This is a genomic window from Sediminibacillus albus (genome assembly GCF_900101125.1).
GTDB lineage: Bacteria > Bacillota > Bacilli > Bacillales > Amphibacillaceae > Sediminibacillus > Sediminibacillus albus.
In genome coordinates this window covers 435,907-452,128 of the sequence record NZ_FNFL01000002.1, presented here as the reverse complement: position 1 = coordinate 452,128, position 16,222 = coordinate 435,907, and the positions used below count along the sequence as shown (strand labels likewise).

Below are 16,222 nucleotides of genomic sequence, written 5' to 3'. Positions count from 1 at the left end.
TTCCAGCTAGGAGGCTATGTGTAATGAAGAAATCCAGTATCGTGTTCGTCTGCTTTTTTCTTGGCACCTTATTAATGCTGCAGCCTTTTACAGGTAAGACCGAATCCAGCAATTCTTTCAACACCTACCCGAACCTTCCTGCCCCTATCGGGAAAGAGAAAATATTGCTGACATCGGCTGGACAAGCACCCGAGAATATGATCCTTGCAAAAATTGCCGAAGAGTTACATTTAGAAGGAGACTACCGGCCAAGAGCACTGGCTTCTGACTTATATGATTATAATACTCTCGTTATTGCTGTCGGCAGCAGCGCTAACGGCCTAAAGTATAAAAGCCGGACATTCTCAGAAGAGAAACAACGAACAAGGTTACTTCTAGAAGAAGCAGAACATATGAACGTGCCTGTCATTATCATGCATATAACAGGCGACAAAAGAGAAGACCGCCACACATCTGAATTACTCGAGATAACTGCCCCATTTGCTGATTATTTCATTGGCCTTAAAACTTTCAGCAGAAAACACCAGATGATTGATTTACTGCAGGCTTCCCATGTTCCTATTACATTAGTTAATGAACTGGATGATATAAATACACCCTTCAATTCTGCATTTCGATAGTTGATAAAGGATGTCGTGCCATGAATGAATATAAAAATTATACAATAGCCGGATTAACCGGGGGGATTCTCCTTGTGTACGGGTTCTGCTTTCCAAACTTGTCCTCTGACTGGTCATTTTTTATTATTTCAAGAATCCAGGCAAGCATGGACATCATGGACAGCGGACAGCTTTTAATCGCTTCATTTGCCTACATAGCAAGAAATGGGATCATTTATTTCTTGCTTTACTTTGGGGCAGTCCTGCTCGCCAGTTCGATAACCAAGAATACAAATTCTTTGGTTTTTCAATCCATATACACAATGATAACAACCGGATCTGTTATCGTCCTAAATCAAATCTACCAGGAATCAGCAGCCTTAGCTCCTCACTTAATATCGCTTGGTATATTGCTGATTTTACAATCATATATTCCGAAACAAAGGCATTACTTCCTAACATATTCTGTCATTTTGCTCTTTCTGCTTACCGCAATGCAGTGCCTCCATTTGATCCCTTTTCTATCAGGCTGGACGTTTGGAGCGGATGATATTGCTGTCAGTTTAAAAGCAGCGGACAGCTTTATAACAGAAGATCAGCTATTTACTACTTTATTCTTTGTTTTTTTCACGATTTTCTTCATTATTGCTGTTATCTTCACCCTGCTGGTTCACTTATTCAACGTCCAGATAACTACATTGAAAAAATACCAACTGCAGGAAAAAGAACTAGAAGAAACCCGGTTTGCGTTAACTGAATCCAAGGTCTACCAGGAAATCCATACGTTGGTCCACGACTTGAAAACACCCCTTGTCTCAGTTAATGGATTGATTTCCCTGATTGGTCTTAAATATGAAGCCTCTGACGATAGCAAATTAAAGGATTACTTGAACCGGGTAGATCATTCGATTCAAAAAATGAATGATATGATATCCGAAATTTTGTATGAAAATATAAAGAAAGAAATTGGCATAGAAGAATTCTTACGCTATGTTGTCAGCCACCTGGCATTGGATGACCAGAAAATACAGTTGGACATTAACATAGCAAAGAATTTACCCTATATCCGCATAAATAAGATTCGATTTGCACGAGCCATTTCTAACCTGCTGGAAAATGCAATTATTTCTTTCCAAGGAAAAGAAGGAAAAATTGAAATTGATGTCAAACAAGTCAATAATGATATCCTGTTTAAAATCAAAGATAATGGCCCTGGTATCCAGGAAGATCATCTGCTGGAAATCTGGAAAGAAGGTTTTACCACCAAAGATTCATCAGGTATAGGGTTATCCTTTGTGAAAAGAGTTGTAGAAAACCACCAGGGGAGAGTTTCAGTAACGAGTACAGCAGGAAGCCACACCCAAATGGAAATTTTCCTGCCGGTACTGCCGCAAGAAGGGAGCTTGACCAAATGATACTGGTCATTGATGACAACGAAGATATTCGTTATACCATTAGAGAGATTTGTGAGTTTGCTGAATGGGAGGTATGCGAGGCAGCTACAGGAAAAGATGGTACAGAGCTTTTTAAAAAAGTCGAACCTTCCCTTGTATTGATCGACTATCATATGGCTAATTGGGATGGGTTAAAGACGACAAAAGAAATAAGAAAAATAGACCCAACTGTGCCAATAATCATTTTGACAGTAGATGAGCGACATGAAATTGCAGAGCAATTCCTTCAAGCTGGTGCAACCGACTTTGCTTTGAAACCGATTAAAGCACCGGACCTCATATCAAGAATCCGCCTAAATTTAAGGGTCGGCAAACTTACGAAAGGCCAACAGGATGTATTTGTGGATAAAGGAATAAATACCGCTACCCTTCGCACGATAAAAAACTTCCTTTTCCATCAGAACGACGCCATGACTATTACCGAAATCCAGTCTCATTTACCTGTCGCTTACCAGACAGTCCACCGTTACCTTAACTATCTGGCCGATAAAGGTGAAGTAACGGTCATTTCCCACTACGGACGTAAAGGAAGGCCTAAAAACAAATATAAAATGATGTAGCAGGCTTAGTGATTGGTTTAATTATCGCAAATCAGGGAACCATGGATATAGGCAAAAAAGCACAAAAAACATCTTACATAGGAAAGTGTTTTGTTTGACCTTTATTGACCTATTAGATAAGATAAAACTAGTCATTCATCAAAGGGATGAAAGAACTAATAAAGGAGGAAATTTCCAATGAATTTAATTCCTACAGTTATTGAACAAACCAACCGGGGAGAACGTGCATACGATATTTATTCCCGATTGTTAAAAGACCGCATCATTATGCTAGGGAGCGGGATTGATGACAACGTATCCAACACAATTGTTGCTCAGCTGTTATTCTTAGCTGCTGAAGACCCTGATAAAGATATATCTCTTTACATTAACTCACCAGGCGGATCTATTACAGCAGGTATGGCTATCTATGATACCATGCAATTTATCAAACCAAATGTATCCACTATCTGCATTGGTATGGCCGCTTCTATGGGTGCATTCCTGTTAGCAGCGGGGGAACCAGGCAAGCGTTATGCCTTGCCAAATAGTGAAGTAATGATTCACCAACCGCTTGGCGGCACGCAAGGACAGGCTGCTGACATAGAGATCCATGCGAAAAGAATCATCGAAATGCGCAGCAAGTTAAACAAAATTCTAGCCGAACGAACTGGCCAGCCCCTTGAGGTAATTGAACGCGATACTGATCGCGACAACTTCATGGAAGCATCCAAAGCAGTTGAATACGGCCTAATCGACAAAGTAATGGAGAAAAAACCTGAATAAAGCATAATAAAAGCGGATGGAGATAATTCTCCAGCCGCTTTTATTTTAGTCTACATGCACAACTCGGGTTCCTGCGAAAATGTCATGTAATCCCTGTTTTTGATTAGTAAACGCCACAATGAGATACAGAAGTGGTGTAAGAAAGAGAACGCGGTGGATAAACCTGCCAACTACTTCTCTAAAAATTAAGTCACTCCATCTCAAAGACTGTTCATCATACCTGACAACCCGCAGCCCAAACAGCATCTTTCCTAACGTTTGCCCAAAGTATTTTGTCATTAGCAAAAAATACAGATAAAAAATGATCGAGCCTAATACTCCAGCCAATGTCCAAAAGCCAATATCAATCGTGTCTCCATCAGACATAAACTTCAAAGGACTAAGCAGGATACCGTTGAGACTAAACACAACAATTAAATCCGTTATGTATGCCCAAAATCTCATCCAGAAGCCAGCATAACGATTGGAATCCAGCACAGGCGGTGCCGGGGGATGTTGTTGGATAGACGAATCTTCTTGGTTGTGGGTTTGTTGATCCTGATAATTTTCACTCATATCGGCACCTCCTTATCTAGAATACAAATACATGGCCCGCGGCCCATCTGATTCTCGAATTAATTCCTGGATACCAACCAATTCTAAATTAGAACCGAACAGGTTTTGCGCTGTCATCCCCAGAAACTGGTCAAAATTAAATCCGGCGCGATATTGGATCACTTGGGCTCCATCGAGATCATAGTCTTCCTCCATCATCGCAATCGTATCATCCAGTGTACCAAGATCATCGATTAATTGATTTTCCAGAGCCTGCTTGCCTGTATAGACTCTGCCGTCCCCTAATTCCCTAACTCTGTCTTCTTCCATGCCACGGCCTTCGACGATGACTTGCACAAACTCACCGTACAGCTCATCAACCATGGTTTGCAGGATTTCTTCTTCTTCATCGGTCATCTCCCGGGAACCGGACATAATATCCTTATACTTACCGCTTTTAATTGTATTAAAATCAATCCCATATTCATCAGCCAATTCTGCGTAATTAATACTTTCCATGATGACACCGATCGAACCGGTCAATGTTGCAGAGTTGGCGACAATTTTTTCAGCTGGTGCAGAAACATAATAGCCTCCCGAAGCGGCAGTATTGCCCATGGATACATATACAGGTTTATCTTTTTCTTCTTGAATTTCAACTATCTTATCGTGGATTTCTGCACTCTCTACTACACCGCCTCCTGGGGTATTCACTCGTAAAATAATCCCATCAACGCTGTTATCTTCTCCTGCCTTTTCAATCATTTTCAAAAAATGCTGATGATCATAACCAGAAGTATTCAGTAATGAACCCGAACCAGTATCCTGAATAACACCTTCCAGGTTTAGTACAGCGATTTTGCTGTTTCCTGAACCTTCTTCAAGTACCGTTTCATCAAACATTTCTTCTTTCTGGCTGAATACGCCATCTAAATTTGTAGATGCCAAACTCGATACAAATTGAAAGCCAATCGATACCAAGAATAAGCCGGCAGCAATTCCTAAGGCTAGCCAACGTTTTCCATTCATCGTTTTTCCTCCTTCTTCTGTCAGACACTTCAGTATAGTCCCTTTAAAAGGGTACCGTAAATTTAGCGTTTTTTCCACCTTTTACATTGCCTTCCAACGATTTTTTATGTAAAAAATAAAAAACAAGCTCTCTCAAAGAGCTTGACAGCTTGTAGAGCCCCCACTGTTTTTTGAGTCCACTGAAAAGTCCTTTTTAATCTAAACGCTGTCAACGTTTGTTGTTGATTTCCACGAATCGCTTGTACGTGGATGCTTGCCGCGGGCACGGCCTCAGCTAACTTAGTCAAGTGATCACTTGATCAAGTGGATTTTCGGTTCGTGCTGTTCCCGCAGGCGTCACCACCGATCGCCCATCGCGGAATCAACAGAGGCCAATTTAAAAAGAGTGATTTTCTTGTGAAAGTAAAAAGTGAGGGATTCGATGCTAGACCGTCAAAACCAAAAGTTATTCGGTCAGCCTAAAACAGAAGAACATATCGATCAACTCACCTTTCAAAACAGTGATACCTTTAAAAAAAAGGCGAAAAAACGATAGCAGATTGAAGCTAAAAATAGCTAATGGAAGCATAGACACGGGCCTCATCTTCGGGTCTCGAAGGCATGCGCATTCAAGGGACGATGGCGATTTTCACGGCAAATGTGAAACGAATCGTTAAACGAATGAAGGAAAAGCGGTCTGTATGGAATTTAAATCCCACACAGACACCGTTTTTTTTAAATTCTACCTACCATAGAGCTTCAGTTTTTCAGTGCCCTCGTGTTTTTACGAATATTTTTATTCGCCACAAGTGGGAGATGGATACGCAATTTCATTGTTCCCATCTGCCTGATATCATCCGAAGAAAATGAAATTTGGAAAACTGACCAAAAAATAGGGCTGTCAAAACTTTCTCGACAGCCTGAATCTTTCTAACAGAGCTTGGGCTTGGTAACCTCGTACCTTATACTTGCGGCTGGGACTCAGCTGGATTAATAAAGTCAGTTAACTGTTTGATCGCTTTGTCCTCATCTATGCCATCAGCTATTAAGGTTATTTTTTCTCCCGTGGCAATCGCCAGGCTCATTAATCCCATGATGCTTTTGGCATTTACGCGCTTGCCATTCTTTTCAATCATCAGTGCAGAAGAATATCCACTAGCTTTTTGCACGAACTGTGCAGCTGGTCTTGCTTGCAATCCTGCACTCAATTCCACTATTAAAGTTTTCTCCTTCATGCCCCATTCCTCCTCATCATTTAAGAAAACGCTTTCATTTAGATTTAAAAAAACACTCTCTATTATAGAGAGCTGCTAATAAAGCAAAGGACGACTAACAAATATTTATAGGGAAATTATAACATATCAGGTTCCTTATTGGTAGTTAATTTCCCAATGGTTCTCCGTTTTTAAGCTTTTCGGCATATTCGTCTATCTTACGAAGCCGATGGTTGATTCCCGATTTGCTGATTTTACCGGTAGAAACCAATTCACCCAATTCTTTCAAGGAAACCTCCTGGTGCTGCACACGCAAGGTGGCTATTTCCCGTAATTTATCAGGAAGAACTTCGAGTCCTACTGTTCTTTCAATAAATTTAATGTTTTCGACCTGTCGAAATGCTGCTCCAATTGTTTTATTAAGGTTTGCTGTTTCGCAATTGACCAGCCGATTGACAGAGTTTCTCATATCCCGGACGATTCGGACATCTTCAAATTTGAACAATGCCTGGTGGGCCCCCATATTTGTAAGTAACTCCGTGATTTTTTCTGCCTCTTTAATATAAGTGATAAACCCCTTTTTCCGTTCCAGCTTCCGTGCGTGTAAGTTAAAGGAATTCATCAAGTCACAGAGGGCATCGTTATGTTCCTTATGGAAATTATAAATCTCCAAATGATAGGAAGAAGTTTCTGGATTGTTTACCGATCCTCCAGCCAAGAATGCACCGCGAAGGTATGATCTGCGGCAGCAAATATCACGGGTGAACTTTTCTGAAATCTGATGGTTAAATGAAAAAGGTTCCCTAAGGATCTCTAATTCAGCCAAAAATGGTCGGACTCCCTCTTTCATTCTTACAATATATACGTTATTTTTCTTTAACTTCATTTTTTTCCGTACAAGAAGTTCTACGGGAAAATCATAAAGAGACTTTATCAACGTATAAATCCTTCTGGCAATAGCTGCATTTTCAGTTTGTACGTCTAGAACATATTCTTGCCGCGCTAAGGAAATTGCTCCGTTCATGCGGACAAGCGCAGCTAATTCTGATTGGGCGCAGCAAGTCTCATTTGTAATTTTCGTTAATTCTTTTTTTATCTCTGATGCGAAAGACACTCCCGTCACCTCCCCTGGTGAACCATTATATTAACGAGTATAATAGCTCTGCTACTTTTGCAGTATCATGGCGCAGCATTTTTTTAGAATGATCGATGATATCTCCTTCAATGATTTCTAATCCCATATCGGTTAAACGGTCAGTATCATATATGACTGGTGCGGCGTTTTCTTCCGCATAAAGCTCCCTCACATCGCCTTCAATTGGCTTGTTATGGACGATAATCGAATGAATTGCGCCTTCACCGATATGTTCTGTAATTGCCTGGACATGATCAGCTGCAGTATAATTAGACGTTTCGCCTTCCTGAGTCATTACATTACATACATACGTCACTTTTCCCTTAGTATTACGTAAAGCATCTCCGATTTGCGGAACGATCATGTTAGGTAGTGTACTTGTGTACAGACTGCCGGGTGCGACAATTACCAAATCCGCTGCCTTTATTGCTTCTACTGCTTCCGGAAGAGGCAATACCGGCTCGGGGCTTAGAAACACCCGTTTGATTTTTTTATTAGCAAGTGGAATATTAGACTCTCCCGAAACAATTTCGCCATCTTCCATTTCAGCATGTAAAAACATGTTCTGATTGGCAATTGGGTAAATTCTCCCTTTAACGTTCAGCACCCGGGATATTTCCTTAATTCCATTATAAAAATCGCCGGTTAAAGAAGTCATGGCCGCTAGCAATAGGTTACCCATCGCATGGCCAGATAATCCATTTCCATTAGCAAAGCGATGCTGGAATAAATCAAGCAACATCGGCTCTGCATCTGATAAGGCTGCAATAACGTTCCGAATATCGCCGGGTGCAGGAATCGCCATTTCGGAACGCAAGCGTCCTGAGCTTCCACCGTCATCGGCTACCGTAACAATAGCGGAAAGGTCAATTGGATAATTTTTCAACCCTCTTAAAAGCACAGGCATTCCAGTTCCGCCTCCTACTACCACTACATGAGGCTGTTTCTGTTTGTTCATCGTTTAATGACCCTTTCTTTTATCGATATCACGGTGGCTGACGTGTGTCACATAATCGGTGGAAAATTTCTTCGCCAAATATTCGGAAATTGCTACGGAACGGTGCTGCCCGCCAGTACAGCCGATAGCTATTACCAGCTGGCTTTTTCCTTCTTTTTTATACTGTGGAAGCATAAATTCCAGTAAATCAGTAACTTTATCAAGGAACTTTTGGGTATCCGACCATTTGAATACATAGGAAGAAACCTCTGTATTCAACCCTGTCAACGGTCTCATGTGAGCTACGTAGTGCGGATTAGGCAAAAAGCGCACATCAAATACGAGATCAGCATCAATCGGCAAACCATATTTAAAACCGAAAGAAACGGCATGGACAGAAAAGATTTCCTGCTCTTTTTCTGCATAAGCTTCGACAATTTTATCTCGCAGCTCCTTCGGCTTTAAACTTGTCGTATCAATAATGTTGTGAGCACGGCCGCGCAATTCATCCAGAATGGAACGTTCCTGTTCTATTCCTTCAAGTGGAAGACCTTCTGGTGCCAGAGGATGCGATCTGCGCGTTTCTTTGTAACGGGAAACAAGCGCTTGATCCTGTGCATCAAGGAACAAAATGTGTTCTGCAAGCCATGCTTCCTCTTTTCCTAACGCATCCAACGCATCAAACAATGTGTCGAAAAATTCCCTGCCGCGCAAATCCATCACAACGGCAACTTTTTGGATATTATTCGTCGAATCCTTCATTAGTTCAAGAAATTTTGGCAATAATGCCGGTGGAAGATTGTCTACACAATAAAAGCCTAAATCCTCAAAGCTTTGTACTGCGACAGTCTTTCCGGCCCCTGACATACCAGTGATGATTACTAGCTGTGTTTCTTTATTTTTATTGGCCAAGCTCGTTCTCCCCCTTTTCAATGCTCGTTCAACGCGTGGCGCCTATCAAATTATCGTCATTCCCCCCACTGCTGTAAAGCTTGCATGTGTAATTAATTCGTCGGGTCCAGCTTATAATCGAGCAACTCGTAATCTTTTGTGTATGAAAACGTTCCGTATAAGACTTGATCGCTATGAAGAATATGGTTGATAATATAACGGTCGCCTTCTGCCATTGGTTTCTCCAACACATGCTCCTTAGGAACCCATTCCAGAATCCCTTCTTTGCATTCTTCGTTAAGTGTCCCTTGGAATTGCCTACAGGAAAAAGTGAACATCATCCATTCATCGACCACATGCTTTTCCTCCTGGATAAGAAAAGAAAAGGCAGCACTTAATTGTGGATTAACTAAACTTAGCCCTGTTTCTTCAAAATACTCTCGTTGTGCTGCTTCTTTGATTGATTCTCCACGTTCCATTTTACCGCCAGGCATGGCATACCATCCGCGCCTTGGCTTCTGAAGCATTAATATATGATCGTCCTTTTGCAAAACGCAATTTGTAACACGACGCACTTTCTCACCTCTTTCTCTTTTAGTGATTGGCATCAAGCTAATTGCCAATCTAAAAAAGAGCATCTTACTTTATTATACAATGACTGAATCCTATCCTACAATATTAGAAGGTTCCGGCGATGTCCGGAAGTAGCGTGCTCTCCTCCTGATAAAGGACAAAAAAAGACACAGGCGGAAAATTTCCACCTGTGCAAAAGAATATATTTATTAAAAGGGGGTCAATTAGTTAATTCTATTGTACCCGATAATTGTTTCGCCCGTGTTACAACAGAGTTAAAAACAATTTACGTTTTAATTTTCGCCGCCAGTCCTTCTAATTGACCGCTTTTAATTCCTCTACCAGGTTTTCAATATAGGCTTGAGCAGATTGAGCGGCAATACTGCCATCGCCAGTTGCAGTGACGATTTGGCGCAGTTCTTTTTCACGGATATCTCCAGCAGCAAAGACTCCCGGCACATTCGTTTCCATCTTTTCATTAGTCGGAATATAGCCTTGATCATTGGTGATTCCTAATGTTTTAAATGGTTCGCTTAATGGAACCATTCCAATATAAATAAATACGCCGTCTGCTTCATGCTCATATTCTTTGTCAGATTTCTGGTCATGCAATGTAACACTGCTGACCTTTCCATCTTTTCCGTTTACCGTCTTTACAACCGTATCCCAAATGAAATCAATTTTTTCGTTATCATAAGCACGCTGTTGTAAGATTTTCTGTGCTCTTAATTGATCACGGCGGTGAACAATTGTGACCTTGCTGGCAAACCGGGTTAAATAAACCCCTTCTTCTACAGCAGAGTCTCCTCCTCCTACAACGATAAGTTCTTTGTTTTTAAAGAAGGCTCCATCACAGACTGCACAATAGGATACTCCCCGGCCGCCCAGTTCCTCTTCTCCAGGAATACCGAGCTTTTTATACTGCGCTCCGGTCGTAATAATTAATGTGCGTGTTTTGTATTCTTTATTACCAGCAATAACTGTTTTATACTCTTTTCCATCGATAACTTGTTTAATATCTCCATAAGCATATTCAGCACCGAATTTTTTTGCATGGTCGAACATTTTCGTTGACAGGTCTGGTCCAAGAATATGGTCATACCCAGGATAGTTCTCCACATCTTCCGTATTAGCCATTTGTCCGCCAGGGATACCGCGTTCAAGCATTAGTGTATCTAAATCTGCCCGGGAGGTATAAACAGCTGCAGTCATACCTGCAGGACCTGCTCCGGCAATGATTACGTCGTAAATTCTGTCTTCGGCCATTGTTGTTCAGCCCCTTTTCTTCTACATCATTTATCTTTTCCAATCACATTATCATATGAATCAGTGCAGAGGTCTAATATTCTGCTCACTGTTAAGATAAGTTATTATTTATATTATGGTTGTTTCTTAATTGTGTATCCAAGGCCCTTCATACTTGCTTAAAAATGGGTGCTGTTTACACCCTTCTTCCCAAAGTGCCAGAGCTTTGGAAGGGTTACCTGTTTGAAACGCTGCAATGCTATACCATTTAAAGAAGGAAGCATGGCCTTTCAAGTGATATTTAGATAAACCTTTAAAACGCTGAAGTGCAGCCTGGTAATTTTCTGTACGCGCCAAAGTTACTGCTACCCGCAATTTCTGTTGGTCATGGATGGGATAGACATTCGCCACCGCTTCGACATGATCGGTAAAACGCTCTTTTTCCTGGCGATGGTAATAAAACAATGCTAAGTTGGTATGGCAAAATAATGACTGGGGATCTTTATCAAGCCACTGCTGCTCCAGGCGTATAGCTTCATCTTCATCTCCAGAGAAAAACAAAGCATAGCTATATTCGTGCTTTGCCGGCAAGTGATCAGGGAACAATGCCATCATCTCGTGCAGAAGGGGGATTGCTTCATCCCATTCTTCTCGTTCTAAATGATAAAAAGCCGTTTCCTGAAAAATTAGCAGTTCATCCTCTAAATCATCTGCCCAATCTTCATCTTCTTCATCTAAATCCAAAAAATTCAGCAATTCCTCAGCTTCACTTGTAAAATCGCCGTCTGGCGCTATGTCTAAATATTTTTGAGCGTTTTTCATGGCGTCGTTCATTAGCCCTAAATGGGCATAATTATTGGCTATTAAGTAATAACAGTCAATATAATCATTGCCGTGAGTAGTCAGTACATCTGTTAGGACCTGGTTGGCTGCATGGTATGCGCCAACTTCCGTATAAATTATCGACAGCTGGCATTGAAAAAGAGCCTCGTCCGGAGACGACTCAATTGCCTTTTTTAGCCATTTAACTGCTATATCAAACTTTCTCTTTTGGAAAGCTTCTACACCTTTTGTGAAATAAAAATCGCCCTCAGGGATGAAAGGGATGACTTTATCGACATTATATGGCGCTTTTACATCGTATGGAGTATGCATGAGTCTCCCCCTGTGTGTTCCTTATTTTAACCATCTATAAATGCACAAGCCATGCAACAAACGTTGCAGGATGGGCAACTTTAATTTTGAATGAAGCCATCATATCGCTTGAAGTATAACACATTTACCATTGCTTATATATAGAACGGGAAGAAAAGATGACAAAATAGCATAAAAATCCCCATTTTTAACACCCATACGCCTGTTTCCTTAAAGCTGCATAGCAGCATGGGCGCGGAGAAATATATAAGCGATTTACGAATCGTACTTATCATGGATCAGCCCGAAATCTCCTCACCATTATATTCCATCTATCGTTATCTTGATTTGCTATACTAGGCTGAATTTGCCTGATTATTCTGTTTTTAAGGAACGCCTATGCTAAAATGATGGATATACCCAAGCAGATGCATCATACGAATGAACAATTTATCAAGGAGGCCTTTAGATGAAGATCGTAGTAGTTGGAGCAGGTGCGCTAGGAGCTTATTTTGGAGCAAGATGGCAGGAGGCTGGACAGGATGTCACTTTTTTGGTTCGCCCCAAAAGAGCGGAGCAATTACGAAGAAATGGTTTGCATATTTATAGCAGCCATGGCGATTATCAGCTCGATCAACTTAAGCTGGCAGAGAAAGTGGAAGATATCGATTCCGCTGATCTCGTTTTACTGGCGGTGAAGGGGTATCATCTGGAAGGGACTCTCGACTCGCTTGCCGCTTTAACAGCAAAAGGGGCTAAAATCCTTCCAGTGCTAAATGGCATCGAACATATATCGATCCTCCAGGAGAGGCTAGGCGAAGATGCCGTACTTGGAGGGTTGTCATTTATTATATCGACCTTAGACGAGCAAGGAAATGTTGTGCACACAAGCAAATTTCATGACTTGATTTTGGGGCCGCTGGTATCTTCGCAAAAAAAGATATGCGAGGAATTAGCTGACATCTCCCGGGCTGCTAATTTCACCATTAAATCCAGTAGCGATATCGAGACAGAAATGTGGAAAAAATATATGTTCATTACCGCTTTTTCAGGTATTACGACAGCAGTTAACCTGCCGATTGGTGATATTCGCAATCATCCCCAAACATTTCATATTGCCGAGCAAATGTTGAAAGAAATGAAGATGCTGGCCAACCATAGTCAGGTTAAGCTGTCAGATGATCATATTAATCAAGCGGTCGCACAATTAAATGGTCTAGATGGAGATGCTACATCCTCCATGCACCAGGATAGGCGGAAAGGTGCAACGCTGGAAGTAGAACATTTGCATGGCGGCGCCCTTCGTTTGGCAAGCAGGCAAGGAATCGATATGCCTTATACTGATTCCATCTATGGATTAATTAAGCCCTTCGAGTAATGGCTTGGATTTATCAATGGGCTTGTGGTGCGCCATCAAAAAATAGGCAGTGTATCTTGTCATCTAATATATACAATAGCGGGAAAATATTGTATATTAACACCAGGTATTAAAACTTGGATTTGAGGTGGCAAGATGCAAACGGTATATATTGTGCTTACTAATACCGGTTCTCTTATCAACTGGGCCATAAAGACAGTTACAGACGCACCCTACAATCATGCATCGATTGCCCTTGATAAGGATTTGCGGAGAATTTACAGTTTTGCCAGACGTGAGCCTCTCAACCCCTTATGGGGAGGATTTGTAAAAGAAGATTTAGAAAAGGGGACGTTCAGCTGGTATCCCGATACAACTTGTGCCATTTTCCAATTAACAATTTCCGACAGGGAATATCAAAAATTAGAGCGATTGATTGCTGTATTCGAGAAAAGGGCTAAACGATACTTATATAACTATGCGGGATTAGTAGGGATACCGATTAATTACCCAATAGAAGTACCCGCATCATTTTTTTGCTCACAGTTTGTTGCAGAAGTTTTAAGAAGAGCAGGCCATCCCCTGTTTAATAAACCCAGCTCTCTAGTCACGCCGGATGATTTCCGCGAGCATAAGGAGCTGGAGCTGGTTTATGAAGGTGAATTATATCAATATCCAGCTTTGTACTCCCAGGAAAAATATCAACCAAAAAAATATCATCACTTTCCTTTCCGAAAGTATATGATGCAGCAAATAGATACTGAAGTTTTACGGTTAATGAACCGAAGCCAAAAACAGTACTATTTCCGCGATGGCTTTCTTAAACCGAAAAAAATTTACTTGACCGGTAAGATCAGCAAGGTAAAAAACGTTAAAAAGCTATGGAAAGTATTTATCGATTAGGCAAAGGAAGTAACAAAGCGAGCCTTCCCATGGATGGCTCGCTTTATTTTGTACTATTATTTACACAGATGGGTGAACGGCATCATACATTAACTGCTCCAATTCATCGATGTATTCCGTCTTTTGGCTGTCTGACCATTTCAATATTTTAGCCATATATTCGATCGCTGCATCCTTGTGCTCTCTCACCCACTCAATATGGAAGAACAACGCCCCAGTACGGCGTACAAAAAAGTCGACAGGTCTGTAAATCAATTCTTCATCGATAGCATATCTTAATTGGGCAAATACCAGCGGATCAAGCTGTGCTTCAGCTGCTTCATTTTGTAAATCTGTGTAAATCGCCAAAACTTGATCCACATTGGAACCATACGTATCGACAAGGGAAGCAGCTTCTCCATTCGTTAACCCTAAAGCAGTACCTTCAGCAATTTTCGATTTTTTAAAACGTTCAAACCCTGCAGATCCACCTACATCCCCGCCGGATATAGGCATCTTCAACGTTTCGGACCCCGAATAAAGAATGCCTTCTTCTTCTTTTAACTGTTTGGCGACTAGATCAACAGCGTTTACAGCCATTTTGCGATAACCTGTTAATTTCCCGCCTGCCATAGATATTAATCCGGAGTCGGAAACAAAGATTTCATCCTTCCTGGAAATTTCGCCAGGGTCTTTCCCTTCTTCTCCAATTAATGGACGTAATCCAGCCCAGCTTGACTCAACATCTTCCGCCGTAATAGCTACCTCAGGAAACATATAATTAATCGCATCGACGAGGTAATTACGATCTTCAACAGTCATTACCGGATGAGATATATCACCTTCGTAAGCTGTATCCGTTGTCCCTACGTATGTTTTGCCTTCACGCGGAATGGCAAATATCATCCGTCCATCGGGAGAATCGAAGTAAATGGCTTGGGTAAGCGGAAATCTCTTCTCATCGAATACAAGGTGAACTCCTTTCGTGAGCTGCAATGTTTTACCTTGCTTTGATCCATCTTTTTCCCGCAGTGTATCTACCCACGGACCAGCAGCATTTATAATTTTCTTGGCATAAATTTTCTTCTGCTCTCCGTTCGTCTGGTCTTCAACTACGGCTCCTGCTAATTTTCCATTTGCATCGTATATAAAATCAATTACTTTCGTATAGTTGACAGCCCGGGCGCCTTGTTCTGCCGCTTTTTTCATTACTTCCAATGTCAGACGGGCATCATCGGTTTTATATTCCACATAGAATCCTGCTCCCCGGAGTCCCTGCTTCTTAATCAACGGCTCACGATCGCTTGCCTCCGAGGCGGAAAGCATTTTTCGTCTCTCTTTCTTCTTTACACCTGCAAGGTAATCATAAACGCGCAATCCAAGGTTAGATGTAAGCGGACCAAAAGTTCCTCCTTTGTGAAATGGAAGCATCATCCATTCTGGTGTGGTAACATGCGGTCCGTTTTCGTATACAATCGCTCTTTCCTTGCCTACCTCGGCAACCATTTTTACCTCAAACTGCTTTAAATACCGCAACCCGCCGTGCACCAATTTTGTGGATCTGCTGGAGGTACCTGCAGCAAAATCCTGCATTTCCACCAATCCTGTATTCAATCCTCTCGTAACAGCATCAAGAGCAATTCCTGCTCCGGTAATTCCTCCTCCTATTATAAGTACATCAAGAGGTTCCTTAGTCAAATCCTCAAAAATTTCCTGTCTGCGCAAATTAGAAAATCTAGCCATTATCGACACTCCTTTATCTCACGGCTTAGAGAAATGCTCTTATTTATTGCTTTACCCGAAATCACTTCCGTTCATGTACTATCCTGCCCATAAACAGAAAAAAAGAGACCGCAGCATTTTCTATAGGTTATCCCCATAGAAGTGTGCGGTCTCTCCATTTCTCCAGCCGTTTCTTATTAACTTATCTTTAT

General features: G+C 41.4%; 16 protein-coding genes. 6 read left to right on the top strand and 10 right to left on the bottom strand.

Features of this window, described 5'->3' with window-relative positions:
* Positions 1-23: 23 nt before the first annotated feature.
* The 4 genes from BLR93_RS08235 to clpP all read left to right on the top strand — a co-directional run bounded on the left by BLR93_RS08235 (position 24) and on the right by clpP (position 3,378).
* Positions 24-620, top strand: coding sequence for a DUF6305 family protein (locus BLR93_RS08235; RefSeq protein ID WP_093213136.1), 597 nt, complete (start codon positions 24-26; stop codon positions 618-620).
* A gap of 20 nt (positions 621-640) precedes the next feature.
* Positions 641-2,014: a sensor histidine kinase gene (locus BLR93_RS08230; protein WP_093213133.1), complete on the top strand. Its 1,374-nt coding sequence runs from the start codon at positions 641-643 to the stop codon at positions 2,012-2,014.
* The gene (locus tag BLR93_RS08225) at positions 2,011-2,613 is read left to right on the top strand and encodes a response regulator (protein ID WP_093213131.1); all 603 of its coding nucleotides are present in this window, start codon (positions 2,011-2,013) and stop codon (positions 2,611-2,613) included. Before BLR93_RS08230 ends, BLR93_RS08225 begins: the two co-directional genes overlap by 4 nt.
* A 177-nt stretch (positions 2,614-2,790) precedes the next feature.
* Complete coding sequence (gene clpP, locus BLR93_RS08220; RefSeq protein WP_093213129.1) at positions 2,791-3,378, top strand: ATP-dependent Clp endopeptidase proteolytic subunit ClpP; 588 nt, start codon at positions 2,791-2,793, stop codon at positions 3,376-3,378.
* 45 nt (positions 3,379-3,423) lie between these two features.
* On the opposite strand, the gene BLR93_RS08215 is transcribed toward clpP, so the two are convergent.
* The 9 genes from BLR93_RS08215 to BLR93_RS08175 form a co-directional block, all read right to left on the bottom strand.
* Positions 3,424-3,933, bottom strand: coding sequence for an RDD family protein (locus BLR93_RS08215; protein WP_093213127.1), 510 nt, complete (start codon positions 3,931-3,933; stop codon positions 3,424-3,426).
* A 12-nt stretch (positions 3,934-3,945) separates the two neighbouring features.
* Positions 3,946-4,941, bottom strand: a complete 996-nt coding sequence (gene sppA, locus BLR93_RS08210) for a signal peptide peptidase SppA (RefSeq protein WP_093213125.1) — start codon at positions 4,939-4,941, stop codon at positions 3,946-3,948.
* A 941-nt stretch (positions 4,942-5,882) separates the two neighbouring features.
* Positions 5,883-6,155 (bottom strand): HPr family phosphocarrier protein, encoded by a 273-nt coding sequence (locus tag BLR93_RS08205; protein WP_093213123.1) that lies wholly within the window; start codon positions 6,153-6,155, stop codon positions 5,883-5,885.
* A 145-nt stretch (positions 6,156-6,300) separates the two neighbouring features.
* On the bottom strand, positions 6,301-7,248 hold the full coding sequence (gene whiA, locus BLR93_RS08200; protein WP_093213121.1) for a DNA-binding protein WhiA: 948 nt from the start codon (positions 7,246-7,248) through the stop codon (positions 6,301-6,303).
* 25 nt (positions 7,249-7,273) lie between these two features.
* The gene (locus tag BLR93_RS08195; protein ID WP_093213119.1) at positions 7,274-8,227 is read right to left on the bottom strand and encodes a gluconeogenesis factor YvcK family protein; all 954 of its coding nucleotides are present in this window, start codon (positions 8,225-8,227) and stop codon (positions 7,274-7,276) included.
* 3 nt (positions 8,228-8,230) lie between these two features.
* Complete coding sequence (gene rapZ / locus BLR93_RS08190; protein ID WP_093213117.1) at positions 8,231-9,118, bottom strand: RNase adapter RapZ; 888 nt, start codon at positions 9,116-9,118, stop codon at positions 8,231-8,233.
* 92 nt (positions 9,119-9,210) lie between these two features.
* Positions 9,211-9,672 carry an NUDIX hydrolase gene (locus BLR93_RS08185; protein ID WP_093213115.1) on the bottom strand — a complete coding sequence of 154 codons (462 nt, stop codon included), beginning with the start codon at positions 9,670-9,672 and terminating at the stop codon, positions 9,211-9,213.
* 313 nt (positions 9,673-9,985) lie between these two features.
* Positions 9,986-10,936 (bottom strand): thioredoxin-disulfide reductase, encoded by a 951-nt coding sequence (gene trxB / locus BLR93_RS08180; protein ID WP_093213113.1) that lies wholly within the window; start codon positions 10,934-10,936, stop codon positions 9,986-9,988.
* Between the two features lie 126 nt (positions 10,937-11,062).
* Positions 11,063-12,070 (bottom strand): tetratricopeptide repeat protein, encoded by a 1,008-nt coding sequence (locus tag BLR93_RS08175; protein WP_093213111.1) that lies wholly within the window; start codon positions 12,068-12,070, stop codon positions 11,063-11,065.
* A gap of 448 nt (positions 12,071-12,518) precedes the next feature.
* On the opposite strand from BLR93_RS08175, the gene BLR93_RS08170 reads away from it, so the two are divergent.
* Both BLR93_RS08170 and BLR93_RS08165 read left to right on the top strand, forming a co-directional pair.
* Positions 12,519-13,427: a ketopantoate reductase family protein gene (locus BLR93_RS08170; RefSeq protein WP_093213109.1), complete on the top strand. Its 909-nt coding sequence runs from the start codon at positions 12,519-12,521 to the stop codon at positions 13,425-13,427.
* A 135-nt stretch (positions 13,428-13,562) separates the two neighbouring features.
* Entirely contained in the window at positions 13,563-14,309 is a 747-nt protein-coding gene (locus BLR93_RS08165) for a C40 family peptidase (RefSeq protein WP_342720361.1), read from the top strand.
* A gap of 60 nt (positions 14,310-14,369) precedes the next feature.
* On the opposite strand, the gene BLR93_RS08160 is transcribed toward BLR93_RS08165, so the two are convergent.
* Positions 14,370-16,031, bottom strand: a complete 1,662-nt coding sequence (locus tag BLR93_RS08160; protein ID WP_093213107.1) for a glycerol-3-phosphate dehydrogenase/oxidase — start codon at positions 16,029-16,031, stop codon at positions 14,370-14,372.
* Positions 16,032-16,222 lie beyond the last annotated feature (191 nt).

Excerpts from the sequence above, each read along its gene's own strand:
- BLR93_RS08235 (WP_093213136.1), top strand. The coding sequence starts at position 24 with ATGAAGAAATCCAGTATCGTGTTCGTCTGCTTTTTTCTTGGCACCTTA.
- BLR93_RS08195 (WP_093213119.1), bottom strand. The coding sequence starts at position 8,227 with ATGAACAAACAGAAACAGCCTCATGTAGTGGTAGTAGGAGGCGGAACT.
- clpP (WP_093213129.1), top strand. The coding sequence starts at position 2,791 with ATGAATTTAATTCCTACAGTTATTGAACAAACCAACCGGGGAGAACGT.
- BLR93_RS08230 (WP_093213133.1), top strand. The coding sequence starts at position 641 with ATGAATGAATATAAAAATTATACAATAGCCGGATTAACCGGGGGGATT.
- BLR93_RS08205 (WP_093213123.1), bottom strand. The coding sequence starts at position 6,155 with ATGAAGGAGAAAACTTTAATAGTGGAATTGAGTGCAGGATTGCAAGCA.
- BLR93_RS08175 (WP_093213111.1), bottom strand. The coding sequence starts at position 12,070 with ATGCATACTCCATACGATGTAAAAGCGCCATATAATGTCGATAAAGTC.
- sppA (WP_093213125.1), bottom strand. The coding sequence starts at position 4,941 with ATGAATGGAAAACGTTGGCTAGCCTTAGGAATTGCTGCCGGCTTATTC.
- BLR93_RS08215 (WP_093213127.1), bottom strand. The coding sequence starts at position 3,933 with ATGAGTGAAAATTATCAGGATCAACAAACCCACAACCAAGAAGATTCG.
- trxB (WP_093213113.1), bottom strand. The coding sequence starts at position 10,936 with ATGGCCGAAGACAGAATTTACGACGTAATCATTGCCGGAGCAGGTCCT.
- BLR93_RS08160 (WP_093213107.1), bottom strand. The coding sequence starts at position 16,031 with ATGGCTAGATTTTCTAATTTGCGCAGACAGGAAATTTTTGAGGATTTG.
- BLR93_RS08225 (WP_093213131.1), top strand. The coding sequence starts at position 2,011 with ATGATACTGGTCATTGATGACAACGAAGATATTCGTTATACCATTAGA.
- BLR93_RS08170 (WP_093213109.1), top strand. The coding sequence starts at position 12,519 with ATGAAGATCGTAGTAGTTGGAGCAGGTGCGCTAGGAGCTTATTTTGGA.
- BLR93_RS08165 (WP_342720361.1), top strand. The coding sequence starts at position 13,563 with ATGCAAACGGTATATATTGTGCTTACTAATACCGGTTCTCTTATCAAC.